This window comes from Streptomyces sp. CNP082 (assembly GCF_059570535.1).
In genome coordinates this window covers 1-25011 of the sequence record NZ_JCANSZ010000026.1, presented here as the reverse complement: position 1 = coordinate 25011, position 25011 = coordinate 1, and the positions used below count along the sequence as shown (strand labels likewise).

The window sequence follows — 25011 nt, the reverse complement described above, 5'->3', positions numbered from 1 at the left end:
TACGCGGACGCTCGGGCGGGTGCCCGAAGGATGCCGGCAGCGGCTGATCGCGCACTACGGGCCGAAGATCGAAGGCTGGCTCGACGCCGTACCCGGCGTGCTGGGGCAGGTGGCGCACCGCTGGGATCTATCGCTCAAGGGCTACCACGACGCTGGGCATGCCTCCGTGATCGCCACGGCAACCAACCCCGACGGGTGTCCACGGCTCATCAAGGCGTGGGCTGATCCCGCGCGCCACCACCACGAGATTCGTGCCCTTCGGTTGTGGGCCGGTGGGCCGACGGTCGATGTGTTGGAGGCGGACGACGACCACGCGGCGGCGGCCCTCGAAATGGTGGGCGGACGCCCCGGAGGGGCTGAGTGGAGGCCGCGGGAGACTCAGTTGGTGGCCGGCGCGCTGCGCGGACTGCACCTGCGCGGGCGGGACTGGCCACGCGCCCTCAGCCTCCCGCTTCTCAGCGACTACCTGCGTTGTGCGGTGCTTCCTCGGATCGAGAAACGGGTGCTGAATCTCGATCTTGGACCATGGCGACCCGTCGTCGTGGAAGCCTCCAGGGCAGTCGCAGACCTCAAGGAGGAGCCCGGGCGGTCCACCGTTCTGCACGGTGATCTGTACCGGGAGAATGTGCCGTACGACAGCGACGGCCGTCCGCACCTCATCGATCCGGTTCCGATGGTGGGTGACGCCGCGTTCGACTGGGCCTTCTGGACCGTGTACTACGACCTCGGCAGGCAGACCGCCCAGCGGCTCACGAAGGCCGCTCAGGTCTCCCGCATCTCCGTCCCCGTGATGGCTGCGTGGTGCAGATTGCTGTCCGTGGACGGCCTCCTCTACTACGTGGAGACCGGTGATCCTCGGGCGCCGGTGATGATGGAGGTGCTCTCCCGCCTCCCGGCCGGAGGGGTGGAAGGCAGGTCGTGAAGACGTACGTCCTGCGCCACGGTCAGACGGAGTACAGCACGAAGCACCTCGTCAATGGCGACCCCACGGTCCTCGTGCGGCTCCGCGACGAGGGGGTCCAGGCGTGCCAGCGCCCCCTCGGAGTCTTGCTGCTGGACATCGTGCAGACCTGGGCGGTCAGCGAGTTCCCGCGGGCTCAGCAGACCGCGGTCCTGCTCACGGGTGTACCCGCCAGGAAGCTCGTCGTCGAGCCCCGGCTGAACGAACTGGACTACGGAGAGTTCGAGGATGGTCCGTGGCTCACTCACGGCGACTGGCTTGATCAACATGGCGCGAGGCGCCGGCCCACGGGTGCCGCGGAATCACAACGGGAGGGGATCGGCCGGACGCTCCGCGGGCTGAGGGAATACCTGGCTCTCCCAGGCCCTCGGCTCGTCGTGGGCCACGGCTTGCTCCTGTCCGTGCTGGTCTGGCAGCAGGGACGCTCCGGAGGTGAGGCTTACCGCTGGTCTTCCCGGAGGCCCCCTGCGTGCGGCCACTCGACGTCACGGACGACGTGCTCGGCGACTGGATCACGGAGCTTCTTGTCTGATCTTGATGCGGAGGGCCGCGACGATCCGGATAGGCGGGGTTGACGCAGCGATGTAGCGGGGCGAGGCCCTGCCGGCAGTTGCTACCGTCTGAGCCGTAGCCCACCTCCCGGAGAAGAAGGACCCCAGCCATGCATGATGCTCGCGCCCTGATCGACATGGGGGCCGATGCGGTACGTCGGCTCGCTCGACGCGGCTACGACCTGGACCTGCCCGCCCTTGAGAACCTCCAGGCCCGGCGGATCCAGAGCATTCGCGTCGCCGACGAGCTGCGAGCAGAGTCCAAGCGCGTGGCCAAGGAAGTCCAGCAGACCGCGAAGCAGAGCGGAGACATCTCCAAGCTGACGGAGCGGGCTCGCGAGATCAAGCTCGAAGTCCGGGAGGTCGAGGCCGACCAGGAGAAGGTCCAGGAAGAGCTTCGCAACCTCCTTCTCAGCATTCCGAACATCCCCGACGACAGGGCTCCGGATGGAGACTCGGAGGAATTCGCGGTCGAGGTCCGCCGCGAGGGAACTCCGCCGGCCTTCACGTTCCAGCCGAAGGACCACGTGGACCTCGGCGAGACCACCGGCATCCTCGACTTCACTCGGGCGACCAAGCTCTCAGGTCCCCGTTTCGCCGTCTCGCGCGGAGCGGGTGCAGTCCTGGAGCGGGCGCTCGCCACGCTCTTCCTCGACATTCACACGCGCCGGCACGGCTACGTCGAGTACTCTGTTCCGTACCTGGTCACGCGTAAGACGATGACCGGCACGGGGCAGCTACCGAAGTTCGAAGAAGATCTCTTCAAGACCGGGGTCGCGGATCGCGAGCTGTTCCTGATTCCGACCGCCGAGGTCCCGCTCACCAACCTCTACGCTGACGAGATCATCCCGTCCGCCGCGCTCCCGCTCGCCCTCACTGCCCAGACTCCGTGCTTCCGCTCGGAGGCCGGCTCATACGGCCGCGACACCCGGGGTCTGATCCGCCAGCACCAGTTCACGAAGGTGGAGCTGGTGCGGATCTGCGACCCCGAGGAAGCCGACGCCGAGCTGGAGAAGATGATCAGCCACGCTGAGGCGTGTCTGAAGGAGCTGGGCCTCGCGTACCGTGTGATCCGTCTTGCAGCCGGTGACACTGGCTTCTCCGCCCAGCTCACGTACGACCTGGAAGTGTGGATTCCGAGCCAGAACACGTACCGCGAGATTTCGTCGGTCTCGAACTTCGGCACCTTCCAGGCGCGCCGTGCAAACATCCGTACCCGTGGCGCGGACGGCAAGCCGAAGCCGGTCGCCACGCTTAACGGCTCGGGTCTCCCGGTCGGCCGCACCCTGGCTGCTGTGCTGGAACAGGGCCAGCAGGAAGACGGCTCGATCGTCCTGCCCGGATCACTCGTTCCCTACCTCGGCTTCTGCCGTATTTCGGCGGACGGAACCCCGGAGGCATAGTGCTCGTCGGCGTCTGCGACTTTCCAGGCAGCTACGCTTTCCCCCCTGCCGGATACGGCGGGATCGAACGATGGCTATGGGCGGTCGCCGTAGGCGCCCGCCGTGCAGGCGCCGACGTGCATCTCCTCGGACCCGGCTGGCTCACCGATCTCGAATCAGAATGGGTCCGCAAGCCGGTCCGCCTTGAAGACGTCACCGCAGGATCCCAGGCAGAGCGTGACCTCCGCGGAGCCGGATACGACCTGCTCGTAGTCGGGCACGAGTACCCCTCCCTTGCCCCCTGGGCCCGCACCTGGGGCGAACTCGATTGCGATGTGGCCACGTTCCAGCACTCGCCGGGCTTTCAGCACACCGAGACGGCATTCGACGGCAAACGGTCGCGGCTGTACTGCTACTCGCCCGAGATGACCGAGCGATACGCAGCTCACCAGCCGATCCCGGAGCTTGCCGTTCACCTCGGCCTCAACGAGGAGGAACCGCCCTCGGCCGCAGCGCGGGATCTCGTATGGCTGGGTCGCATAGACGAAGAGAAGGCTCCGCACCTCGCGCTGAGAGCAGCCCAGATACTCGGCCGTCGCATTCGCATCGTGGGTCCCGTCTTCGACGAAGACTACGTACACCGCCACCACAAGCTCTTCGCCGCGGACCACGTCGAGGTGGCCGGCGAACTTGGCGGCCCGGCGAAGACCGCCGCTCTCCGAGACGCATCCACGTTCGTCTACACATGCGCGCGCACGTACGTGGAAGCCGGAGCCGCAGTGTTCGGTGAATCCCTGCGAGCCGGAACCCCGATCGCTGCCCTTGCGTGGCGCGGGGGTACGTGTGCTGAGGCCGCCCTGTGTGACCAGACCGGGGCGATCACGGTCGTCGACCCTGAGGCAGACGACGAGACGGCGGCGATCAGGCTCGCTGACGCCATCGAGCAAGCCGAGGCCCTCGACCACCGCCACGTACAGGCGATCGGTCAACACCGCTTCGACCCTGCACGGCACTTTGAGGCGATGGCAGCCCGCCCGTGCTGAGCCGCGCCCCGAACACGCAGATAGCCGGGGCGCTCCGGCGCACGTTGGGGGCCCACTGGGAATTCTCCCTCGATGGGGATGCCTTAGAGATCCGGCATCCCCATCGCGGTACCCCGTACCGCCCGCCCCGTCGCCCGCCTTCCTGGGCAGAGCTGCTCCGGGCGCTCGAAGAGGGCTTCGCCGCGCAAGGTATCCGGCGAGATGCCTGTCTGCCCCTGCGGTGGGGGCGAGACACGGAGCTAACCATCTCGGCCGTCCAGGCTCTCGACCCCCTCCTCAAGGACGGGCGCCGGCACACTTACCGCAGGGGTTTCATCCCTCAGCCTGTCGTGCGCTTCACCGGCCAGCGCACCGCGGCCGGCGAATTGCGTGACGGCTTCCTGACGTCTTTCGTCAACGTCTCCTGCGTTCAACCCATCCACGGCATCGACGGGTACGGGGAGACACTCGACGCATGGCTATCGGTGCTCTCCCGGCTCGGCTTCCACGCCCGGCACATAAGCATCTACGGCCGAACCGCGGTGTGGCAGCGCCGTCAGGTCACGGGAATCACGCTGCGGTTCCGACACCTCGATCTCACTCTCGGCGACATCGTCCTCCTATGGAACGCAGGCAACCCAAAGCGCCTGGCGGTCGACCTCGGCACGAGCCTTGAACGCCTGGCCTGGGCACAGGTGATGGGGAACTGGAACCAACTCGTCTTCGCGCATCTATCAGGAACTGCCCCTCCAGCGACCTTGGACGCGATCCGGACGGCGACGCTCCTTGTCGGCAACGGCATCGCCCCAGCCGCGCGAGGAGCTGGGGGAATAGCCCGCCGAGTCATCCGCGCAATCGAGCCCGAGCAGGCGCGGCTGGGCGTGAGCGCCGCCGTCCGGTCCTATCACCAGTATTGGACGACCTTCGAACCGCTTCCCACGCCGTGGCCGGCCATTGCTTCGAGTATCGAGCGCGAGTGCAGCCGCAGATGATCATCATGCCCATGGCTACCTGCTTCGCGATTGCGCGCGGCTGCAGCACGGCCCCGGTCGTGCTGCAATCTCACGCCGTCGCGCTGCGCTGGGCGTGGAAGAGCGGAGCGGCCGGGGCCGCCTGACCGCAGCCATCACCGAAGCCACCCGCCAGCGCCTGCCACACCAACTGCGGCGCATCCTGTGCACAACCCGCGGCGCCCTCCCCGACATCCAGGACGCCGCGTCCGCCGAACTGCACGACTGCGCAGGGAAATGGCAGGCTGAACACCGACCGAGCGGCTCACAACACCGGCCGGCATCCCGCTGCGTCTGCTCGGGCTTGCCCCGCGACACGATCAGGCGACGATCGTCTCATACCGCCCTGCCGCCCCATGCGGCGTCGATAGCGTGGGCCGGGAGCCGATCGGCGAGGAGGATGAGGACCCGGTGCGACGCCGCAAACTCCTGGCCCACGTAGCCGGGGCCACCACCAGCGTGATCCTCACCCCTACCGCGGCCACCGCCGCGCCCCGGCCGAGCCTGTCGGGCCTGGAGGACGTCCTCCTCTACCGCAACACCCCGGCCCTGGCTGCCCCGGAGCCGACGCCAGCTGTGGTTGCCGCGGCCCTCGACGCTGCCCGGCGCGACTTCGCCGCCTGCCGCTACGACCGCCTCGCCCGCGCGCTGCCCGGCCACTTCGCCCTCGCCCAGGCCCTCACCGGCGCCGGGCGCCCCGAGGCCGGCGCGACCGTGGTCGCCGAGCTGTACAACATCGCCACCCGGCTGTGCATCAAGCTCGGCGAGGACGAGATGGCCGCCGCCACCGCCGACCGCGCGCTGACCGCGTGCCGCGGCGGCGCGGAAGCGCTGACCACCGCCGAGGCATACCGCATGGTCTCCTCCGTCTGGCGCCGCGCCCGGCACTACACCCGCGCTACCGATGTCGCCGTCACCGCCGCCCAGCAGCTCGCCGGCGGCAGCAACGACACCGCAGTGCTGTCGGCGAAGGGCAACCTGTACGCCACCGCCGCCTACACCGCGGGCAAGCAGGGCGACCGGTACCTGGCCCGCGACCTGATCGCCGAAGCCGGCGCAACCGCCGACCAGCTAGGGCACGACGCGGTCACCGGCGGCGCGGTGTTCGGCCCCAGCCAGGTGATCCTGCACCAGATCTCCATCAGCTACCTGCTGGGCGACGCCGGCACCGCCATCGAGCACGCCCGCAGAATCCGCCCGGCCACGCTGCCGACCCCCGAACGCCAGGCCCGCTACTTCGTCGACGTCGCCCGTGCATTCGACCAATGGGGCAAGCACGGCCGCTGCTACAACGCGCTGTTGGCCGCCGAGAAGGCAGCGCCCCAGGAAGTCCGACTCGGCTCCGTACGCACCATCGCTGCGAGCCTGATGCGCCACGACCGCCACCTACCCGGCGTACGCGCCTTCGCTGTCCGTGTCGGTGCGCTCTGAACCGTCCACCGACGAGGACGCGCGTCGTGCGGCGGTCGCATCGGTTGTGCGGCAGAACGTCTGGAGCATGCCGCCGAGGTCGCCCGCCGGAAGCCGGATCGCAACCTGCACGGCGATAAAGCCGTCAGGCCAATCGTGTCGCGCCATCAAGATGCCGACGCGCCAGGCGCCGGCAGTGCGGATCCGCAGCATGGGCGCGCGGCCGGCGCGGTAGAACCTGACCTTCGGCGGGCGGCCCAACTCCGGGCGCTACCTGGCACCGCGCCCTCGACCACATGGACGGTATCCGCTCCAACCGCACCCGCAAAGCCGTCACTCGCATGTGCCCACGACGAACTGCGCCGCCGTTGTCTCGGCGAGCCATGGGAGGACCAGGCTGTCGGTGCCCTGGGCTCCGCCGAGGTAGAAGACGCGCTCGCCGTCGGCGAAGTAGGGCGCGAGGTTGGCGTCGAAGAGCCAGGTGTAGTCGCCGTGGGGCCGGTGTCCGATCGTGCGCGCCTCGTGGTGGTTCATGCACCGTAACCGCCGTGAACGCTCCCCGCTAGGATCCGCGTCATGATTCGCGCAACTGTCTTCGATGTCGGCGAATGCCTGGTGGACGAGACAAGGGAGTACGGGACCTGGGCAGATTGGCTTGGCATTCCCCGGCACACGTTCGCCTCGATGTTCGGTGCCGTCATCGCGCAGGGCCGCGACTATCGCGAGACGTTCGAGGAATTCCGGCCCGGCTTCGACCTCGACGAGGAGCGCGAGAAGCGCACCGCCGCGGGGCACCCGGAGATCTTCGGCGAAGAGGATCTGTATCCGGACGTGCGGGACACGTTCGCCGCCCTGCGTGCGGACGGTCTGTGGCTCGGCATCGCCGGGAACCAGACAGTGCGTGCCGGCCAGATCCTGCGGGACCTCTTCGCAGCAGACGTGGAACTGATCGGGACGTCCGACGACTGGGGCGCCAGCAAGCCCGACCGTGCGTTCTTCGACCACGTCGCGGACGTCGTTCCGGTTGAGCCCGCCGAGATCCTGTACGTCGGCGATCGCGTCGACAACGACCTACGCCCTGCCGTGGCCGCCGGCATGCAGACTGCCCTCGTGCACCGCGGCCCGTGGGCCACCATCCAGTGGAGCACGCCGGAAGCTCTGAACTTGCCAACCTTCCGCGTCGAGTCTCTGTTAGAACTGTCCGGGCTGATCCGCCGGTTCAACGGGCAAGGGCACTAACCGTGGTTGCCCAGCCGTAGAGGCGGTCGTCCAGCTCCCGTACGCACTGCTCGTGCTGATGTGGCACAAGCTGCCGCCGCAACTCACGGATCCGGTCCATGCCGGTCGCATACCACGTCACCTGTAGCTGATCCAGGGCCTGCATCGCGTACTGGCAAGCCTCTTCCGGCTTCTCGGCTGCTGCCTCGATGGCGGCCAGGTCGCCGAGCACGACCGTGCGTTGCTTGTCCGCATCCGGTGACAGGTCGTCCAGGACTGCGAGGAGCGTGGAGCGGGCCTGCGGGAGGTGACCGGCCGCCAACTGCGTATTGCCCTTGAAGGCGGCCAGCCGCGCCCTGCCGAACCAGTCCATCCACTCCGGGCACACACCGCTCGGCTCGCGGAGCACGTCCTCGGCATGAGAGATGAGGTGGAGTGCGGCCCGCGGGTTCCCGCACCGGGTCTCGCACTCCGCCTCCACGGCATCCAGCCACGCCCAGAACTCGGCCGCGGCATCGGCGCGGCGGGCGTAGGTACGCGCGGCCGTCATGCGTTCCACGGCCTTTTCGCGCTCACCCGACCAGCCCGGAATGAACGCCATGTGCGCCAGTACGGCAGCGCCGAGCAGCGAGTCGTCCGCCTCACCGGCGGCCTGTAGGGCGCGCAGCAGGGTTGCGTCGGCGCGCCTTGGTTCTTGCAGGTCGAAGAACTCGATCCGGCCGGCCAGGAGCCATGTCTCGGAGAGCGCAGCCGCGACGGCCTTGCGTGTCGCGCCGGCGGTTTCTTCCAGCAGGGCACAGCCGAGCGAAGCGTGAGCAGCGACGGCGGGGTGAAGCGTGGCGGGCGCCACGCTCCAGTACAGGTGCCGGTGTGACTGGGTGACCGCGCTGAAGTCCGCGGCGACGGATGCGGGCTGGAGCGTCTGCGATGCCGCCTTCGGCACTGCAGCGAGGCTGGGTACCCCGGTCAAGGGGTCGCGTCGCGCGTGGTGGCTGGTGTCGTGGCCGGCGGGTGGTGTGAAGCCGAGCGCCTCAAGGCTGACCCCCAGCGTGCGGGTAAGGGCCTGCTGCAGTTCCGGGTGGGGCCACGGGGGGTTGGCGGACTCCCACCGCTTCACCTGCCTCACCCCGACACGGAGTTCGTCCGCGAGCGCTTGCTGGGAGCTGTAACCGGCTGCAAGGCGCGCGGACTTGAGACGCGTATTGCCGGGCGGTCGAGCCATCGGTACCTCCGAAACGTACGGTCCAATAAGTGTCGCAGCACGCCCCCCTTATGGCTAGCTCGCTCTCGAACAGATGAGGGAAAGTCCCTTTCTGGTCGTTCGTATGACCCCTGAAAGTCCTCGTGCGTAGTCGAAGTCCCCGACATGGTGGTGCCGTTAACCGAGTTGGAGACGAGGGAGCACCATGCAGCCAAAGCCGCCGTTAGCCGCCTCGACGGCAGTTGACAGCGGAGCGGGCCTCGACGGGTTGCTGGTCGAGCGTGCCTGGTACCACGACAACGAGCTGAGCCCCCGTGGCCTCGGCCAGCCAAGTGAGGGCAAGGACGTTGATCCCCTTGGCCCCGCTGAGGTAGAAGACGCTTGCGTCATCCGCGGCGAAGGGGTCGAGGTAGGCACCGAAGGGGACGGCGAAGTCGCTGTGCGGGCGATGCCGCATCGCGCGGGTGCCCGTGGTGGTCACTGCCCGGTTCACCGTCTCATCCGTGATCAACTTCGTGTCACGGGTTGTCATATCCCGCTGCGCTCTCCCGCCCGAGATGCTCACGGCGTGGACCCCGACGATCTCACAGCCCTTCGACTGCACGTCGCCGACAGCGGCGGTGTGCGGGCCGGACGCCTGCGGAGCGACGGTGTGCTGCCGCGCCGCGGCCGACTCGTGCGACGGCCGGCTGGCCCAGGGGAGGCGGAGGCATGAGGAAGATCCATCTTCCGTCGGCTCGGCTGCGCAATCCCATCGACGTCTCCCGGCCGCATCCTGCACGGGTCTACGACTACTACCTGGGTGGCAAGGACAATTACGCGGTCGACCGCGATCTCGCGGAAGCCGTGATGCGGCGCGCGCCGCGGGCGCGGCCGTCGGCTCTGGCGAACCGCGCCTGGATGCGCCGGATGGTCCGTTTCCTGGTCGAGGAGGCGGGGATCCGGCAGTTCCTGGATGTCGGTACGGGTATCCCGACCGAGCCGAATCTGCATCAGGTGGCGCAGGGTGCCGCGGCGGAGTGCCGGGTGGTGTACGTCGATAACGACCCGATTGTGCTCGCGCACGCTCGTGCGTTGATGATCAGCACGGATGAAGGCCGCACCGCTTATATCGACGCCGATATGCGTGACCCGCAGGCTATTTGGGCCCACCCGGAAGTGCGGGGCACGCTCGATCTGTCCCGCCCGGTTGCGCTGGTGATGTCGGCTGTCATGCACTTTGTGCCCGACCTGGTCAGGGCTCACGAGGTCGTGCAGGCTCTGTCGGCTCCCCTGCCAGCCGGCAGTTATCTTGCGCTCTCGCACGCCACGGCGGATCTCGCCACGGCTGCGGCCAGGTCGGCAGCGGCGGTCTACGAGTCGTCCAACGCGACGGCGTCGGTGACCACCCGCTCCCATCCTGAAGTCCTCGGGCTCTTCGGCGGCTGTGAGCTGGTGGAGCCGGGTGTGGTGCCGGTGGATCTGTGGCGGCCGGAGCTGGTTGAGGCCGGCTCGCCGGGGCGGGCATGGATATACGGCGGCTTGGGCCGGTGCGACGGGGGAGCGGCAGCATGAGCATCGAGCCATCCGGGGCGCGGTGGCGCCCGGCGGATGATCTGGCTGTTGTCGTGGGCGAGTTGCCGCGTGTGGCGGTGATCGGGAACACGCTGGCCCGCCTGGCGGTGCCCCGGACGGTGCCGCCGCCGGAGCGGGTTACGTACGGGTATGCGCGCGAGTTGCTTGATCATCTGAACGTCCTTGCGCAGTGCCTTCCGGGGCACCGGGACGAGGAGAAGCGGGCGGATCTGCTGGGGGAAGGGCTGGACCTGCTGATGGGGGTTTTCTCTTTCGCCGATCTCTCCGCTGATCGTGCGTGGGAGCGCACCCGCCGGCTCGGGGCCGTCACCGAAGGGCTCTTGGTGCTCTGGTGCCGGCAGTGGAGCGGCGGGCCGTACGTCATCGAGGCCGAGTCCGACGGCGCCGGTTACTGCGTCGTCGATGAGACCGGCTCCCGCGCGCACCGAGCAGGAGGCGACCCGCAGGCGGCTCGGCACCTGCCGATCGCTCAGGCCCATCGGCAGGCCGAAGACCTCAACATGCAAGCCGTCGAACCAGTGTCCCGCGGGCCGACGGCCGGCTGAAGCTTCCCTGCCCTGACCTGTGTTCAGGCCCGAACCCAACGACCCTGAGACCCCATCACCTATGCCGCCCTTTTTCTATATCTTTCGGAGTTTTGTCACGTGGAACCGCAGTGTGGGGTGCCCGCCCCGGCCGCCGGCCAGGACCGCGCCGCCTTCGGGGATCAGGCTGTTCCGATCGCTCCTGCGCCGGCTGCGCCGGTCGGGCCGCTCGGCATGATGCCGCTGCCGGAGCCGGTTGTGCCGGCCTTCCTGATCACGGCCGGGTTCGCTGGGGGCGCGGTGAACGCTGCGCGGGGGTGGGGCATGGCGGGCACACGCTGGCGGGGGAGGCCCGCGGGTGGCGGGCCGGTGCTGGCGAGCCGAGGGCGTGGTGGCGGCTGGCGGAGGCTCCGGGCTGCTGTGTTTGCCGCGCTGACGGCGGCTGCGAGCACGGCGCCTGCTCGCCGGGCTGCTACTGCCCGATCCGCTGACGGCCAATTTTCCCGGGTATGAGGAGCTATGACGACGACTCCTGCTGTTGAGCCTCGCTCTCACCGCCGGCGGCGGCGTGCGCCGGTTTTGAACGTGCGGTTCCGGCTAGTTGTGGTCGCGGTGCTTGCGATCACCGGGTTGGTGTTTTTCGTGCTGCTCAGCGCGGTGCCGGACTGGCGGCGGCATGTGGAGTTGCGCAACGACACCCGCACCGGTGATCTGGGGGGCAAGGCCAGCCTGCCGCTGTTCACCGGGGCGCAGCAGGAACGGAAGGTTACTGCGGCGTATCTGGCTGATCCCAGCCCGAGCCCGGAACTGGAGAAGATGCTGGCGCAGGTGCGGCGGAAGACGGACGAGGGCCTGGCGTCGTTCCGCCGGCTGTCGGGCAGCGCCCTCGAACACGAGCACCGGAGCAAGTGGGAGTACGTCGAGCGGATCTACGCCGAGGTTGAGCGCTTGGGACAGGTGCGCTGGCAGGTCGATGCCCGCCGGGGGCCGGTCGAGGAGAGCACCGGCTACTACACGGATCTGCTTGCCACGATGGTGGAGTTCTATCAGGCGCTGAGCCAGATGGACGATGCCGCGCTGAATCTGCAGACGAGGCCGTTGGTGGGCTTGTTCTGGGCGTCGGAGGGGTTGGCGCAGCAGGACATGCTGATCGCGCAGGCTCGTGCCGAGGGGCGGATGAGTGCCCGGCTGCGGGTGGCGTTTGCGGAGGCGTACGGCACGCAGGAGGTGATGTACCGGCGGTGGATCGGCCCGTACCTGCCACCTGAGGACAAGGCCGCTTACCGGAAGATCACCGGCAGCGGCGCCTGGCGGGCCAAGGAGCGTATCGAGCAGGCGCTGATCAGCGCGCCTGCGAGTACGCCGACCGGGGCGGTGGAGGACCTGCCGGCTGAGCTGGAGGAGTGGGACGCCGCCTACGGGACGGTCGCGCAGCAGATCGCCGAGCTGAACGCCTCCCGTACTCAGGGGCTGCTGGACGCCGGCTACCAGCAGGCGGATGAGGTGCGCGCCGGGGTGCTGTGGAAGGTCGGCGGCAGCCTTGCCGTGGCCGTCCTCATCGGAGCGCTGATTATCGGGCTGGTGCGCACCGTCATCCGCCGCAGCCGGCAGGTGAGCGCCGAGGCGCTTGAGGTAGCCGAGGTGCGGCTGCCGAAGGTGGTCGCGGACATGCAGCACGGCCGCCGTGCGGATGTCTCCTGGCTGCCGGCCGAGCGCGGTGTCCGCGATGAGTTCGACCAGCTCCACAACGCCGTCGCCGCCTTAGCGGCCGAGGCCGTCGAGTCCGCCGGCACGGTCCATGAGGAGCGTCGCGGTGTGGCCCGTTTCGCCGGCGGCCTGGCCTACCGCGCGTTGGCGATCGTCATCGGGCAATCAGTGCCGCAGATGGATGAGCTGCAGCGCCGCTTCGGCAACGACGACGGCGCGGTGCAGGCTCTCTTCGAGCTGGATCACCAGGTGGCGAAGATCCGCCGGCTGCAGGAGAACGTGCTGATCCTGTCCGACTCCGACCACGAGTTCAGCCTGCCCGACGACGAGCCGGTGCACATCGCGAACGTGATGGTCAACGCCCGCGGCGAGTCGGATGACCTGGAGCGGGTGCAGCCGGAGTTCGGCGCCGCCTGCTGGATCGCGGGGCCTGCTGCGGGAGCGCTGGCGCATCTGATCGCCGAACTGATCGACAACGCGGTGCGCTTCACCCAGATGGAGGTCACCGTCCGTGCCGTGCCGGTGACATCGGGCGTGGCCGTCGAGGTCGAAGACCGCGGCGGCCGGATGGACCCGCAGCGCCTTGCGCAGCTCAACACCAGGCTGAGGCGGCAGGCTGTCTTCGCGGAGCTGGGCGATCAGCAGCTCGGGCTGTTCGTGGTCGGCAAGCTCGCGGACCGGCTGGGCGTCCAGGTGACCTTGCGCGAATCGGTCTACGGCGGCCTGCTCGCGGTCGTGCTGGTGCCCACCACCTTGCTCGTGTCCCGGCCGGCCGCCGAGGAAGACCAGCCGCACCACGACTTCGAAGCACCGCCCACCGCCGCGCCCTTGGCGCCGGCAGCGGAACCGACGACGGCACCACAGCGGACGGCCGGCGGGCTGCAGATGCGCCTACCCCGCGCCGCAGGGCCAGCGGCGGCCAGTCTGGCGGGGGACATGGTGCACGGGCTGCCGCGGCGGGTGCGTGGCGCGAACCTGGCCGAGCCCCTGCGCCACGACCTTTCCCCTGGGCGTCCTGGCCGTCCCGGGCGGCGGGTGCGCGGGCCGGCCCCAACCGATCAGCGCAGCACGCGGGAGATCGCCGCGGACTTCAGCGCCTTCGACGAGACCGACGACTTCACCCCTTCCCCTGACGGAGCCGATCACCGATGACCCCCGACAACGACACCACCACTGTGTCCTCGCTGGGCGCCCCGGGCAGTCTGCAGCACCAGTCCAACGCCATCGCCGTCGCCGACCCGGGCATGGCGGGTGCGTACGACAACCTGCGCAACAACGCCGCCCAGATCCCCGGCGTGTTCGCCATCGTGCTGCTGTCCAAAGACGGCTTGGCCGCCTGCGCCTACGGCACGGAGAGAAAGGATGCGGAGAAGATCGCCGCATCCTGCTCCGGGATCCTCAGCCTGGGCAAGAGTCTGTCCGCCCCGTTCGATAGTGGGGCCCTGATGCACAACGTGCTGAGCTGGGAGCACGGGCACCATGCCGTCGCCACGTCCTGCGGAGACGGCAGCAGCCTGATCGCCTACGTGCACCGGGGAGCGAAAGTCGGTGTGGCGATCGGCGAGATCATCCGGATCGCCGGCGCCTTCGGCAGCCAGATGGCCACGGCCCCGCGCCGGTCATGATCCACGGCGTATCAGCGGCGGGCGCCTCCCGGCCGTACGCCCTGGCGGCCGGCCGCGCCAGCGGGGCCGGGTTGTCGATGCACACGCTCATCACCGCCAGCGCCTCACCCGTGGCCATCGAGGCCACTCCCGCAGAGTGGCAGACGGTACTGCGCTGGTGCACCGGCCCGGGCGTCGCGGTCGCCGAGATCGCCGCCCGGCTGGGCATGTGCCTGGCACCGACCCGCGCACTGCTGGCCGAACTCCTCGCCTGCGGCCTGGTCACCTGCCAGGAACCCGCCTCGGCCGGCCAGATAGCCGACATCGAAATCCTCAGGAGGGTACGCCGTGGCCTTGAGGCCATCTGACACCACCCGCCGCGGCGGCACCGCCGTCACCGGCCAGGGTCTGAAGGTGCTGGTCGCCGGCGGGTTCGGCGTCGGCAAAACCACCTTCGTCGGCGCGGTCAGCGAAATCCCCCCACTGCGCACCGAAGAACGCCTGTCCGCCATCGGCGCCGGCATCGACGACCTGCAGGGCGTGCCGAACAAAACGGCCACCACGGTGGCCATGGACTTCGGCCGCATCACCCTCGCCAAGGACACGGTGATGCTGTTCGGCACCCCCGGCCAGGAACGGTTCTGGTTCATGTGGGACGACCTGCTTACCGGCGCACGCGGCGCCGTCGTCCTGGTCGACGTCCGCCGCCTGGAGCGCAGCTTCGCCGCGGTGGACTACTTCGAGGCTCGGGGCCTGCCCTTCGTCGTCGCCGCGAACGCCTTCCACGGTCAGCAGCCCTTCGCCCCCACTCAGCTCGCCGACGCGCTCAACACCAACCCGGGCACTCCGATCCTGACCGTCGACGCCCGCAAGAAGACCGCGGTCCGCGACGTGCTCTTGAAGCTGCTGGACCACCTCATCCTCCAGGCCGACACCCGACCGTGAACCATGGACAGGAGCCGCGATGACCTCCGCGACCCGCGCGCAGTCCAGCCTCGACCTGTTCTGCGACGACCAGCTCACCGACCCCTACCCCGGCTACACCCGCCTCCGCAAGCAGGGGCACGCGGTGTGGATGACCCGCCACCAGATCTGGGCCATCACCCGCCACGGCGCGGTCAAGGCTGTGCTGGCCGACCCCAAAACATTCTCCAGCCACAACGGCGTCGCACTCACCCAGCAGGCCAATGAAGCGGCCCTGGCCGGGACGGTGCTGGGCACCGACGACCCTCAGCACCGCCGCCTGCGCAAGCCGCTGTCCCGCCAACTACGTCCCGACGCCGTACGCAGGCTGCGTGACTCGATCGACAAGCGCGCCGCCGTTCTGGTCGACGCCCACCTCGACCAGGACGTCCCCGGTACCTTCGACGCCGCGGCACTGGCCGGGAATCTCGTCGCCGACACCGTCATGGACCTGATGGGCCTGCCGCAGGACACCCGCGACAAGCTGCTCTCCACCGCCCACGCCATGTTCGACCTGTTCGGCCCCGACAACCAGCGGCTGCGCACCGCCACACCCGTCGCCTTCGAGATGATCGAGTTCCTGCGCAGCACGGTCCGCCCGGACACCGTACGGCCCGACTCCTGGATGCACGCCCTGTACCGGGCCGCCGACCGCGGCGAGATAGACGAAGGCGACGTCCTGCCGCTGATGCTCGCCTACACCACGGCCAGCATGGACACCACCATCTACGCCCTGTCCACCACCTTGTACCTCCTGGCCACCCACCCTCAGCAGTGGGCCGCCCTCCGAGGCGGACTCGTCACCGCCGACGCCGTCTTCCGAGAAGCGTTGCGATACGACGCGGCCGTCCAGGGCTTCGGCCGCCGCGTCACCCGCAACACCCGCCTCGACGGCGTCGACCTCGCCGCCGGCGACCAGGTCTGGCTGCTCTTCGGCTCCGCGAACCGCGACGAACGCACCTGGGCTCGCGCCGACGACTTCATCGTCCGGCGCAAGTACACCGCCGACCACCTCGCCTTCGGCTTCGGCACCCACGGCTGCGCCGGCGGCCACCTCGCCGAACAGCAGGCCATCTGCCTGCTCAACGCCGTGACCGCCTACTGCACGACCCTCGAACTCGCCGGCGATCCGCAACGCGCCCTGAACAACACCCTGCGCGGCCTGACCCGCGTACCGATCAAGGCCACCCTCGCGTCCTGACCCACATCCACCGACGTCCGGCCCAGGCTGAACCAACCGGCACCGGCACCATCCACCACAACCGAGGAGCAGGGCCGAAGTGAACTGTCCACTCGCCGTGATGACCCCCCGCACGCACGCGGACGTCACCGCCGTCGCAACGGCAGCGCTCCTTAGGCCCACCGCGCCCGGACGCGCCGCCGGCACCTCCCTCTGCGCTGCGGCACCGGCCGCCGCCCGCCTCCCTCACCGAGACTCCGCCCCCAAACCCCCCGTAGGGGGCGGACCGGCCCGCCACGCGGGCCACCGCGCTGCTCCGGACGTGCCGATCCCCGGCGTCACCCGGAGCAGCGCGGCCACCACCCACCCGCAAACGCCCACCACCACGCTGCCCGTGTCTGACCCGCGGCAGCAGTCCACCGAAGCAACACGGCGTACCGCGCGCCCCCTCCGGCGACCTTCAGCGGACCCGCCCCCGTGCTGGTACGAGCGGCGGAACGCGGGCGCCCGGCTGTGTCCTCGACCCGCCGCAGCCCTCGCGGTGCACGCGCCCCGTCGTACGACGTACCGGCCGACACCCTCGGGGTCGGCTCGACGGCCGGGTGGGCGTCCCGGGGACACCATGGCTGTGCCGATCGCCCTGTGGGGGTGCGACGGCGGACTGCCGGGCCGCCGGCCCGTACCGGCCGGCGGGGCCCGCCCCCGCTCCGCGTCCCACCGCGTATCCGACCCCCCGGACCCCCACTGAGCACTGAACTCCCGCCCTGCGGGCCGGTAGACACGGCCGCTGGCAGGGCGGGCCCCCGACCGGGTGACCGCCCACCCGGTCGGGGAAGGCCCCGCCTGCTGCCTGCTGCCTGCTCCGTCCGGCAGGCGGAGCACCCCGAATCACCGAAGGGACCCTGACGTTGATCAAGCACATGAAGGCGCCGCCCCGGCGCGAGGCGCGGCAAGGCTGGGCTGGCTTAGGTCGACGGCAGTGTCGACGCCCCGCTCTACAGCCTGAGCGACCGCTCCTGGGCATCGGTGTCGTGGGACGCCGACGGCGGCCCGGGCCCGGTGTGCCACCACGGCCCGCGCACCGTGTGGATCTTCGTCGAGCAGGCACTTCACTGGTGGATCGAACAGGGCCGGCCCCCGGCCGACTGCTTCGGCCTGACCGCTGTCGCGACCGACGGAGCGCACCGGGTGTGGCTGGACAGACCCAACCACACGGTGCCGGTCATGGGTGACCTCGGCCCTGCTCCCCTCCCGAAGCCGGCCGGAGACGACTAGCGCCCACCGGGCACCGCGCCCTGGGCAGGCGACGGGAGACCGCATCTTGCCGGCCGCATGGTTCCGCAATCGCCTGGCCATGAACCGAAGTGAGGAATTTCATGAGCGGATCATCAGGTCCACGTATGCTCGCTGTCGACTTCGCCGGGACCCTTACCCACCCGGAAAAAAGAGCCCGACCAAACGGTGAGTTCATCGTGCAGCTCCTGAACGACTTCGGGACCCGGATACCCGCCCCAGACGCGTTCACGGACTGCTTCGACCTGTCCCGCAAGGCGTGGTACGAGGAATCGCTCCCGGACTCCATGGCCCGGCTCCTGCAGGCCGTCGCCACGCGCATGGGAGTCGAACTGCCGCCGATGGAACCGCTGCTGCACCGGATGTGGACCGACCTCGGTGACCATCCGGTCCCGGAGGCGAACGTTCAAGCGCTTCAGGTAATCCACGCCTCGGGGTGGCCGATGCTGCTTGCCACCAATACCTGCCGGCCCAAGGAATTCAGGGCCCGGACACTGCAAGCTGCGGGGCTGGACTTTATGGATCTGGTGTGCTCCTCCCACATCGGTGCCGCGAAGCCGGATTCCGCCTTCTACACCGCCGTCATCCAGGCAGCCGGTGTTCCTCCCGAGCACATCATTTTCATCGGCGACAACATGGACCGGGGACGTGACCCGTCCGCGCCTGGCTGGAATGAAAGCCGCTCACGTCCAGCGCGGCCGTGACACGAACTGCCCTCCGGAGGTCATGGCCGACGGGACGCCCGTACTGTCCAGCCTCGACTGGCTCACGCTCGACCTCCTCAACAACGTACTGGCCCCGTAGCTCAGGAATGCAACAAGGAACAGCAAGGCCATGGGTATCCGGGCAAGAGAAGGCTGCCCGGTGATTTCGGACCTTGAACCCAGGGGATACGCGATGGAAAGCACTGGCGAAAATTCTCGCGGACAGTAACCCGCCGAAGCATGGGAAACCAAGGAGGGAAATGGAGCGCCGCCCGATCGAGGCAATTGCTGTTGAGTGCTACCGGACACTCACAGGAGGACCGCCGGGAATCCACAGGGGATATGATCCGGGAAATCCTCAGCAGCGCGTTCGACGTTCCTACCACGGCCGGATTCGCAGCCGACTTCGACCTGTCGAAGCCGCTCGCCTACGCCGACCCGATCGCCGAATCGATCCCGTCCCTCCTCAATGCCACCGCCGTCCGCCACGGTGTGGAACTGCCCGACATGGACCGGCTGATCGCCGAAATCTGGCCTCGGGTGGGAGACCACCCGCCGGACGAGAGAGCGGTGCAAGCAGCCCAGGACCTTCACGACCGCGGGTGGCCGCTGATCCTCGCCTCCAACATGGTCAGACCCCAGCGCTTCCGGCAGCAGACCCTGGAAGACGCGGGCCTGGGCTTTCTGCGGCTGGTGTGCTCCTCCGAAGTCGGCTACGGAAAGCCGGACGCCCGCTTCTACCACCAGGTCAGCCGAGCCGCCGGTGTCCCGCCCGACCGGATTTTGTCGTCGGCGATGACCGGGAGAACGATGTGCTCGGGCCCACCAAGGCAGGTATGCGAGCTGCCTGGATCGATACCCAGGCCAGTCCCGACCTCACACCGGCAGTAGCGGTCGACGGCACGCTGGTCCTCGCGCACTTCTCCCAACTTCCGGACCTTCTCGCAACCGCACCGCCGGGGCACGTCACCGATGTAAGGCGGGGGTCGTCCGATGCACGCGCCTGATCCTGCCGTGGTGACGGTCTGCGCGCAGCAGCGGACAGCGCAGTGCGATGACTGACCGGGACCCGCCGGCTGCCAGCCGCATCCGCGTCGGCGTGGTCGCGGTTCAGTTCACGATCCTCGCCGTCGTGAGCCTCGCCGTCGCCCTCGTTCTTCTGAAGCTCACTTGATCACCCACTTGCCCGCAGCGGCCGTCCGCCAGCGGGCGGCCACCTTCCCCGTTCTCTGAATCGGAGCAATGATCAACTCTCTTCGAGTCCTGGTCACTTCCGTCGGCGCCGTCGGCGGCGGCGACCTCGCCCAGGCCCTGTTCTCCCGCATCGCCCGCGTCCTGGTCGCCGACGCCAACGAGCGTGCCCCCGGGCTGTGGACTCCCGGCGCGAGCCGGCACCACCTGCCGCACGCAACCGACCCCGCCTACGAGACCGAGCTGGTGGCCCTGTGCCGCGAGCACCGCCCGGATGCGATCATCCCGATGAGCACTATCGAACTGGGCCGGCTCTCGCAGATGCGGATCGCGCTGGCCGACGCGGGCGTGGGCCACATGATGCCCTCGCAACAGACCATCGACGTCTGCGGCGACAAGGCCCGGCTCCTGGCCGCACTGACCGCGCGGGTCCTGCCCACGCCACGGTTCTGGAACCCGCCGGACCTGCACACCATTCCGGACGGGACCGAGCTGCTGGTCCGGCCCCGTCGGGGCCACGCCCCCGTCTACCCCTGCCACCACCGCGACCAGGCCGCGGTGCTGTGCCAGCTCGTGCCCGAACCTTTCGTCCAGGAGCACTTCAGCTCGGAGGAGTTCGATGAGTTCACCGCCGACTGCCTGGTCGACCGCGACGGCCGGACCGCGGTGATCCTGCGCCGCCGGCTGTGGGTCCGCGGCGGCCGGTCCCTGCTCGGTGCCACTTTCCACAACAACCACGTCACCACTCTGGTCACCCGTGCCGTCGAAGCGCTGGGCCTGACCGGCGCGTGCCACCTGACCGGTGTCATCCACCACCGCGGCGAAGGCGACGAAGGGGGTGTATTCCTCACCGACGCCGACGACGTACCCGCCGCCGGCTCGTTCGCCCACGCCCATGTCGCCGGCGCCTCGTACACCGAGCAGCTCCTGGCGGTACTCCAGGGCAAACGCGTAGACCACGACCGCCTCCGCTACAGGGACGGCTACCTCGTCCGCAATACCGAGGTGATGAACTTCCCCCAATCGACTGTCCAGAGCGAGGCGTACCAGGACTGCGACCTGTGAAGCCCGGCCACCCGGTGGTGCGCCAGCCGGCGCCGCCAGCCGGCACGCATAGCCGTCCACACCCGCGCCGCGCCGGAGTCCTGCTGCGATCTCGCCACCACCTGCCCCCCGGCCTGAAACACCATCCGTCCAGCCCGTACCGCCCTGCATCGTCGGCGGAGGCAGCGCGTGAACCACCAGCCTCACTTTGGTGCTCTCGACGGCGGGGCACCGCAGCAACGCGCCGTCCTTCACCTCGTGTGCCGGCGGCCGGCGACCGGCAGCTCAGACCCTCCGCACCACCGTTGAACCAGAACACCAAAGAGTCCACCAGAGGCTCAACTTCGCGGGGCGGCCATGCGCCGCACTCGCGATCAGGTCCACCAGGCCGTGGCGAGCTGCAGCCGCGCGCCGCACATAGTGAAAGGGCTTTGATGACGAAAACGCACGATGACGTGATGCGTCTGATGCTGGTCAACGTCGAGCACGACGGCGGGCCGGAACCTTCCCCTGGTGTGTTACCTACGCGGTGGCGTCAGGCGTACGAGGGAATCCTCGCGCCCAGGAAGCCCGACTGGCTGGCGGTCACCGAGCTGACGCACTCCCAGACCGGGCCCCACGCGAACGACGAGGACATCGCCGCCGCGAACCGGCGGTGGGACGCCGCCCAACGCACCCTGGGCATGCGGGGTTTCCGCGCGCCGATGGGGCAGAGCCGCAACCCGACCGGGCTGTTCGTCCGGGAGGGCAGGTTCACCATCCACGCCGACTACGAACACCGCTTCATCTGGCGCACCCCGCCCACCAACGTGGTCATCGGCCTGCCGGAGGTGCCAGAGACACCGATCGTCACCGCCTCCTTCCACGGCTCGTTCTGCTCCCCCCAGGGCCGGGAGCGGGAGTACGAGGATCTGACAGCCCTCGTGGACAAGGTCAAAGCCCAGCACGGCCGGGACCCGGACCGCACCCGGGCCGGGTGCTGGCTGTTCGGTGACACCAACGAGTACCCGGTACCGACCGGCGAGGTCGTACCCGAGACCGACTGGACCGCGCCTGACATCACCGACCACGTGCACCGGCGTCACCGAGCCCGCAGGCAGCCTGACGGGACGTGGAAGAGCTGCACGTTCCTGGACGAGCTGATGACGGACTGCGGCATGCACGACCCCGCTCGCTTCGCCGCACGCCGCAACACCAAGCCAGAGGCCCTCAACGCGACCGCCGGGCACCGTGCCATCGGTCAAGGCGGGGGCCGGCGCATCGACCGCGGCTACATGGACGCTTGGACCGTGCAGGCCGTAGAGGACGTCAACGTGATCGACATGACCGGCATCAGCGACCACCACGCCCTTGAGGTGATCCTCTCCCGGCCGGCGCTCGTCGAAGCACTGCGCCGGACCATCGATCCCCTGGCCGATGGAGAACTCATCAACTGAAACCCCGGCCAGCCGCGCCGGGCTCGCCTGACATGCAGAATTCGGCAGCCTCCGCCCCTTCGCAACGGAAAAGGAAACCACCATGGCATTCACGCCACCTGACCCCAATACACCCCTAGTCGGAGAAACACGCGTGAAGTACGCGGCCGAACTCGCCAAACTCTACAACAACAACAACCAGAGCATCCGTACCCTCGTGGCCGCCTCCGGCCGCTCCTACGGAACCGTACACAGGCTCCTTGAGGAAGCCGGAGTGACTTTCCGGCCGCGCGGCGCAGTCCGCCGCGCAAGGCGCAACGAAAACTGAATCCTGCCCTGCTAAGTAAAACCTCAACAGAGGGGGAAACATGAACGTCATCACTGTCCTGAGCTGGAATTTCGAGGACAACGGGAAAAAAGATCCGGCGCGACGCCGTGATGGCTATCAGATGCTTGCCGGCCTGAGCCCGGACCTGGTGTTCCGCCAGGAGATGTGGGATGCGGGGCAGGACGGCAAGCAGATCATGTCCGAGGCCGAGGACCTGCTCGGAATGCGAGGCTGCCTCGGCGCCTCCAGTTGCACGGCCATCTTCGCAAGCAACGACTTCACGCCCGTGCGGGAATGGTCCACCAGTTTCCCGTGCGTGCTGCCCGCGACCGCACAGACCCTGCGGTACACGCCTGCCGGCGAGCGAGCGGTTCCCTTCGTTGCGGTGTCCTATCACCTCAACTACGCCAGCCCGTCCCATCGGCTCGCCGAGGCAGAGTGGCTCAGCACATGGGCCGACAAGAAGTGGCAGATTCCTCACGGGCCGTCCGTCACCTTGCCCTTGCTCAAGGGGGGTGACAACAACTCCTTTCCGGTCCCGGGAGTTCCCGGCGATCCGGCACTACCGGAACTGGAAGAAATCCGGGACCGGCCCCATCGCCTGCACCGGTCCTATATCGGCCCGGACGGTACCCGGCGGATGGATACGCGCCCGGACGAAGCGCTGCGCACCGCTGGTCTGCAGGATGTCGCCCGCCATCGTGCCCTCGCCGGCGATCCACGCGCGGTGGCACGGACGGTCAACGCCAGTGACACGCACGGGCCGGCCTCGCGGATCGACCGGGTCTACGCCACACGGGAGCTGCTGCCGGCTGTCACGTCGGTCGATGTGATCGAAGTCCCCCTCGACCTGTCCGACCATCACATCGTGCGTGTGCGCCTGGACGCCGACGCGCTGATCGACGCCCTGACACCACCTCTGGCCGCAGCGCCCTGACGACACGGCAGGGACAGGGCACAAAGGCGGCCTGCCAAACGCCGCCGCCGAATCGGCCGACTCGACAACCGCGCCAGATCTGAAAACCGAACCCGAGCAACCGCCCACCGTGACAACTTCACTGACACAAGTACGGTGCAATCGCAATGACACACCCGCCTGAGAACCACGGAAATTCCACCGACCACGTGCTCACCCCAAGGCAGCAGAGAATTGTCGATTTCTTCCGCAGCTACCACCGTACCTACGGAAACTGGCCCACACACCGTCAAACCGCCGACGCCGTCGGTCTCGAATCGACGTCCTCTACGGTCTATCACTTCAAACGGCTCGCCGCTCTCGGCGATCTTGAGCGCACCCCCAACGGCCAGCGTTCTTACCGCCTTGTCGGTGCCCGAATGGGGGCTATGCCTGCCCTGCCGTCAACCGAACAATGCACCACAGCACTAAAGGGACTAATCGAATTCGGTCGCGGTTGCGCCGACCTCGGCGCTGACCCGGAAGCCGTAGAAGCATTCACTCAAGCCAGCCGTGGCCTCATCGAATCCGTATTCACCAGCCTTGCCGCGCAGGCGGTCGCGCCTGCCCAGGGCGAAGGATGCCGCAACGGTGAGGGCAAGACCGATGTTCCCATAGCGCGCTGTTGCGGCAGCCGGCGGCTCGAAGCCCCCGGGGGCGGCCTTCTGTGGGGGACAGCCGCCCCCGGGCACCGGCGGGGTGGGTCACCGAGAACAGGACACGGGCACGGTGATCCACCCCGCCTCCCCGCACACGCTGACCGCCATCCAGGTGGGACTGCTGGAGAAGAAGCTCTCCAGCGTCCTTGGCCAGCACCTGTGGCACGACGCCCAGACAGGAAGCGACCCCGTGCTCGACATGGACGCCATGCAGCGCCGCATCACCAGCCTGGAACAAGACTGCGCCGACCTCCGCCTCCAGCTGGAAGAACGCAACGACGACCTCGCGGCGGCCCGCGCCACCAACCGCGAACTCATGATGGGGCTCAACAAGGCGGCCCTCGCCGGCCCTCCGGATCCAGCGCCCCGACCCACGTGACGAAGCCGAGGACCAGGGAGGCGAACAGCCCCGGGCATGCCGACCCGGCAGCGCTCGCTCCACGCAGACAGATAGCGAACTCGAAGCCCACACCGTCACAGTGGGCGCCATGACCAGCAGGTGGCAGCACACCCGAGATCGCCAGGTCCTCTACGAAGGAGGACCCGGCGACCGCGTCCGGCTGACCGTCGACCAGGCCGTGCGCCCCGATGGCGTCACCGTGGCCTACCCCCACGTGCAGGTCCCCGACTCCGTTCGGGTACTGGCCGTGCGTCGCGGTCGGATACCGCTGGTCCGGCAGCACATCTACCTCCACGATGTCGTGCTCCAAGACCTCTTCTTCGCCGCGCCGCCGGCGTCCTCCTCACCGACGCGCAGCTCGCCACCGCGATCACCGCGGCACAGGCTGCGGTGCGGAGACGGCGACCTGGCTCCGACGACCACCTGCTGCTGTGCTGGCTGGACCTCGCGCTCGGAGTCCACCCGTCGGGCCTCCCCGTCGTACGCGAGGCCGACGAGATCAGACGCAGCCGCGGATGGAACGCGGCGTGGCTGCACACGGAACGGCGCCTCGCCGCGCTGGCCGGAGGTGGAGATGAACCGTGAGCCGGACACCTCCCTGCGCGGTCCTGTGCGACATCAGGGCCTGGCCAAGTTCCGGGGGTGGGCGGTTGGTCGGTCCGTGACTGGTTGGGGGGCATAGCTGAGCAGGCACGGGCTTCGTGATCATTGGGG

General features: G+C 68.8%; 26 protein-coding genes and 1 pseudogene. 24 read left to right on the top strand and 3 right to left on the bottom strand.

All coding sequences use genetic code 11. The features are described 5' to 3' along the window. Window positions 1-19 precede the first annotated feature (19 nt). From B124_RS20765 to B124_RS20740, 6 genes are all read left to right on the top strand, one after another. Window positions 20-922: an aminoglycoside phosphotransferase family protein gene (locus B124_RS20765; protein WP_496504393.1), complete on the top strand. Its 903-nt coding sequence runs from the start codon at window positions 20-22 to the stop codon at window positions 920-922. Then, entirely contained in the window at window positions 919-1536 is a 618-nt protein-coding gene (locus B124_RS20760; protein ID WP_496504392.1) for a histidine phosphatase family protein, read from the top strand. Before B124_RS20765 ends, B124_RS20760 begins: the two co-directional genes overlap by 4 nt. Window positions 1537-1622: 86 nt before the next feature. After that, a complete protein-coding gene (serS, locus tag B124_RS20755) occupies window positions 1623-2915 on the top strand; it encodes a serine--tRNA ligase (protein ID WP_496504391.1) in 1293 nt (430 codons plus the stop codon). Beyond that, the gene (locus tag B124_RS20750; protein WP_496504390.1) at window positions 2915-3937 is read left to right on the top strand and encodes a glycosyltransferase; all 1023 of its coding nucleotides are present in this window, start codon (window positions 2915-2917) and stop codon (window positions 3935-3937) included. Before serS ends, B124_RS20750 begins: the two co-directional genes overlap by 1 nt. 329 nt (window positions 3938-4266) lie before the next feature. After that, window positions 4267-4908 carry a hypothetical protein gene (locus B124_RS20745; RefSeq protein WP_496504389.1) on the top strand — a complete coding sequence of 214 codons (642 nt, stop codon included), beginning with the start codon at window positions 4267-4269 and terminating at the stop codon, window positions 4906-4908. Window positions 4909-5337: 429 nt separating this feature from the next. Next, window positions 5338-6357 (top strand): XRE family transcriptional regulator, encoded by a 1020-nt coding sequence (locus B124_RS20740; RefSeq protein WP_496504388.1) that lies wholly within the window; start codon window positions 5338-5340, stop codon window positions 6355-6357. Window positions 6358-6669: 312 nt separating this feature from the next. Here B124_RS20740 and B124_RS20735 read toward each other — a convergent pair whose 3' ends face one another. Next, window positions 6670-6870, bottom strand: coding sequence for a hypothetical protein (locus tag B124_RS20735; RefSeq protein WP_496504387.1), 201 nt, complete (start codon window positions 6868-6870; stop codon window positions 6670-6672). Window positions 6871-6912: 42 nt separating this feature from the next. Between B124_RS20735 and B124_RS20730 the strand changes: the two genes are divergently transcribed. Then, the gene (locus B124_RS20730) at window positions 6913-7575 is read left to right on the top strand and encodes an HAD family hydrolase (protein ID WP_496504386.1); all 663 of its coding nucleotides are present in this window, start codon (window positions 6913-6915) and stop codon (window positions 7573-7575) included. Here B124_RS20730 and B124_RS20725 read toward each other — a convergent pair. Then, window positions 7556-8776, bottom strand: coding sequence for a helix-turn-helix transcriptional regulator (locus B124_RS20725; RefSeq protein ID WP_496504385.1), 1221 nt, complete (start codon window positions 8774-8776; stop codon window positions 7556-7558). The genes B124_RS20730 and B124_RS20725 overlap by 20 nt on opposite strands. Before the next feature lie 202 nt (window positions 8777-8978). Next, window positions 8979-9248, bottom strand: coding sequence for a hypothetical protein (locus B124_RS20720; RefSeq protein WP_496504384.1), 270 nt, complete (start codon window positions 9246-9248; stop codon window positions 8979-8981). 218 nt (window positions 9249-9466) lie between these two features. On the opposite strand from B124_RS20720, the gene B124_RS20715 reads away from it, so the two are divergent. From B124_RS20715 to B124_RS20635, 17 genes and pseudogenes are all read left to right on the top strand, one after another. Next, window positions 9467-10309, top strand: coding sequence for an SAM-dependent methyltransferase (locus tag B124_RS20715; RefSeq protein WP_496504383.1), 843 nt, complete (start codon window positions 9467-9469; stop codon window positions 10307-10309). Then, window positions 10306-10875, top strand: a complete 570-nt coding sequence (locus B124_RS20710; RefSeq protein ID WP_496504382.1) for a hypothetical protein — start codon at window positions 10306-10308, stop codon at window positions 10873-10875. Before B124_RS20715 ends, B124_RS20710 begins: the two co-directional genes overlap by 4 nt. A gap of 498 nt (window positions 10876-11373) precedes the next feature. Beyond that, window positions 11374-13713, top strand: a complete 2340-nt coding sequence (locus B124_RS20705; RefSeq protein WP_496504381.1) for a sensor histidine kinase — start codon at window positions 11374-11376, stop codon at window positions 13711-13713. Further along, entirely contained in the window at window positions 13710-14186 is a 477-nt protein-coding gene (locus tag B124_RS20700; protein WP_496504380.1) for a roadblock/LC7 domain-containing protein, read from the top strand. Before B124_RS20705 ends, B124_RS20700 begins: the two co-directional genes overlap by 4 nt. After that, the gene (locus B124_RS20695; protein WP_496504379.1) at window positions 14183-14533 is read left to right on the top strand and encodes a DUF742 domain-containing protein; all 351 of its coding nucleotides are present in this window, start codon (window positions 14183-14185) and stop codon (window positions 14531-14533) included. Before B124_RS20700 ends, B124_RS20695 begins: the two co-directional genes overlap by 4 nt. Then, the gene (locus tag B124_RS20690; RefSeq protein WP_496504378.1) at window positions 14520-15110 is read left to right on the top strand and encodes a GTP-binding protein; all 591 of its coding nucleotides are present in this window, start codon (window positions 14520-14522) and stop codon (window positions 15108-15110) included. Before B124_RS20695 ends, B124_RS20690 begins: the two co-directional genes overlap by 14 nt. 19 nt (window positions 15111-15129) lie before the next feature. Further along, window positions 15130-16329 carry a cytochrome P450 gene (locus tag B124_RS20685; protein ID WP_496504377.1) on the top strand — a complete coding sequence of 400 codons (1200 nt, stop codon included), beginning with the start codon at window positions 15130-15132 and terminating at the stop codon, window positions 16327-16329. Window positions 16330-17334: 1005 nt separating this feature from the next. After that, window positions 17335-17583, top strand: a complete 249-nt coding sequence (locus B124_RS20680) for a hypothetical protein (RefSeq protein ID WP_496504376.1) — start codon at window positions 17335-17337, stop codon at window positions 17581-17583. 125 nt (window positions 17584-17708) lie between these two features. Further along, a complete protein-coding gene (locus B124_RS20675) occupies window positions 17709-18305 on the top strand; it encodes an HAD family hydrolase (RefSeq protein WP_496504375.1) in 597 nt (198 codons plus the stop codon). A gap of 342 nt (window positions 18306-18647) precedes the next feature. Then, the gene (locus tag B124_RS20670) at window positions 18648-19196 is read left to right on the top strand and encodes an HAD family hydrolase (protein WP_496504374.1); all 549 of its coding nucleotides are present in this window, start codon (window positions 18648-18650) and stop codon (window positions 19194-19196) included. 351 nt (window positions 19197-19547) lie between these two features. After that, window positions 19548-20561, top strand: coding sequence for an ATP-grasp domain-containing protein (locus B124_RS20665; protein WP_496504373.1), 1014 nt, complete (start codon window positions 19548-19550; stop codon window positions 20559-20561). 437 nt (window positions 20562-20998) lie between these two features. Then, on the top strand, window positions 20999-21976 hold the full coding sequence (locus B124_RS20660; protein WP_496504372.1) for an endonuclease/exonuclease/phosphatase family protein: 978 nt from the start codon (window positions 20999-21001) through the stop codon (window positions 21974-21976). A gap of 82 nt (window positions 21977-22058) precedes the next feature. Next, window positions 22059-22283 carry a helix-turn-helix domain-containing protein gene (locus B124_RS20655; protein ID WP_496504371.1) on the top strand — a complete coding sequence of 75 codons (225 nt, stop codon included), beginning with the start codon at window positions 22059-22061 and terminating at the stop codon, window positions 22281-22283. A 40-nt stretch (window positions 22284-22323) separates the two neighbouring features. Next, entirely contained in the window at window positions 22324-23220 is an 897-nt protein-coding gene (locus B124_RS20650) for an endonuclease/exonuclease/phosphatase family protein (protein WP_496504370.1), read from the top strand. Between the two features lie 146 nt (window positions 23221-23366). Then, window positions 23367-23582 (top strand): annotated as a pseudogene (locus tag B124_RS20645) (LexA family protein); the annotation flags it as partial. A gap of 385 nt (window positions 23583-23967) precedes the next feature. Beyond that, window positions 23968-24276 (top strand): hypothetical protein, encoded by a 309-nt coding sequence (locus B124_RS20640; protein ID WP_496504462.1) that lies wholly within the window; start codon window positions 23968-23970, stop codon window positions 24274-24276. A 411-nt stretch (window positions 24277-24687) separates the two neighbouring features. Continuing rightward, the gene (locus B124_RS20635; RefSeq protein ID WP_496504369.1) at window positions 24688-24882 is read left to right on the top strand and encodes a hypothetical protein; all 195 of its coding nucleotides are present in this window, start codon (window positions 24688-24690) and stop codon (window positions 24880-24882) included. Window positions 24883-25011: the final 129 nt, after the last annotated feature.

Excerpts from the sequence above, each read along its gene's own strand:
- B124_RS20665 (WP_496504373.1), top strand. The coding sequence starts at position 19,548 with ATGATCAACTCTCTTCGAGTCCTGGTCACTTCCGTCGGCGCCGTCGGC.
- B124_RS20695 (WP_496504379.1), top strand. The coding sequence starts at position 14,183 with ATGATCCACGGCGTATCAGCGGCGGGCGCCTCCCGGCCGTACGCCCTG.
- B124_RS20655 (WP_496504371.1), top strand. The coding sequence starts at position 22,059 with ATGGCATTCACGCCACCTGACCCCAATACACCCCTAGTCGGAGAAACA.
- B124_RS20700 (WP_496504380.1), top strand. The coding sequence starts at position 13,710 with ATGACCCCCGACAACGACACCACCACTGTGTCCTCGCTGGGCGCCCCG.
- B124_RS20650 (WP_496504370.1), top strand. The coding sequence starts at position 22,324 with ATGAACGTCATCACTGTCCTGAGCTGGAATTTCGAGGACAACGGGAAA.
- B124_RS20660 (WP_496504372.1), top strand. The coding sequence starts at position 20,999 with ATGCGTCTGATGCTGGTCAACGTCGAGCACGACGGCGGGCCGGAACCT.
- serS (WP_496504391.1), top strand. The coding sequence starts at position 1,623 with ATGCATGATGCTCGCGCCCTGATCGACATGGGGGCCGATGCGGTACGT.
- B124_RS20730 (WP_496504386.1), top strand. The coding sequence starts at position 6,913 with ATGATTCGCGCAACTGTCTTCGATGTCGGCGAATGCCTGGTGGACGAG.
- B124_RS20725 (WP_496504385.1), bottom strand. The coding sequence starts at position 8,776 with ATGGCTCGACCGCCCGGCAATACGCGTCTCAAGTCCGCGCGCCTTGCA.
- B124_RS20685 (WP_496504377.1), top strand. The coding sequence starts at position 15,130 with ATGACCTCCGCGACCCGCGCGCAGTCCAGCCTCGACCTGTTCTGCGAC.
- B124_RS20675 (WP_496504375.1), top strand. The coding sequence starts at position 17,709 with ATGCTCGCTGTCGACTTCGCCGGGACCCTTACCCACCCGGAAAAAAGA.
- B124_RS20710 (WP_496504382.1), top strand. The coding sequence starts at position 10,306 with ATGAGCATCGAGCCATCCGGGGCGCGGTGGCGCCCGGCGGATGATCTG.
- B124_RS20705 (WP_496504381.1), top strand. The coding sequence starts at position 11,374 with ATGACGACGACTCCTGCTGTTGAGCCTCGCTCTCACCGCCGGCGGCGG.
- B124_RS20715 (WP_496504383.1), top strand. The coding sequence starts at position 9,467 with ATGAGGAAGATCCATCTTCCGTCGGCTCGGCTGCGCAATCCCATCGAC.
- B124_RS20670 (WP_496504374.1), top strand. The coding sequence starts at position 18,648 with ATGATCCGGGAAATCCTCAGCAGCGCGTTCGACGTTCCTACCACGGCC.
- B124_RS20735 (WP_496504387.1), bottom strand. The coding sequence starts at position 6,870 with ATGAACCACCACGAGGCGCGCACGATCGGACACCGGCCCCACGGCGAC.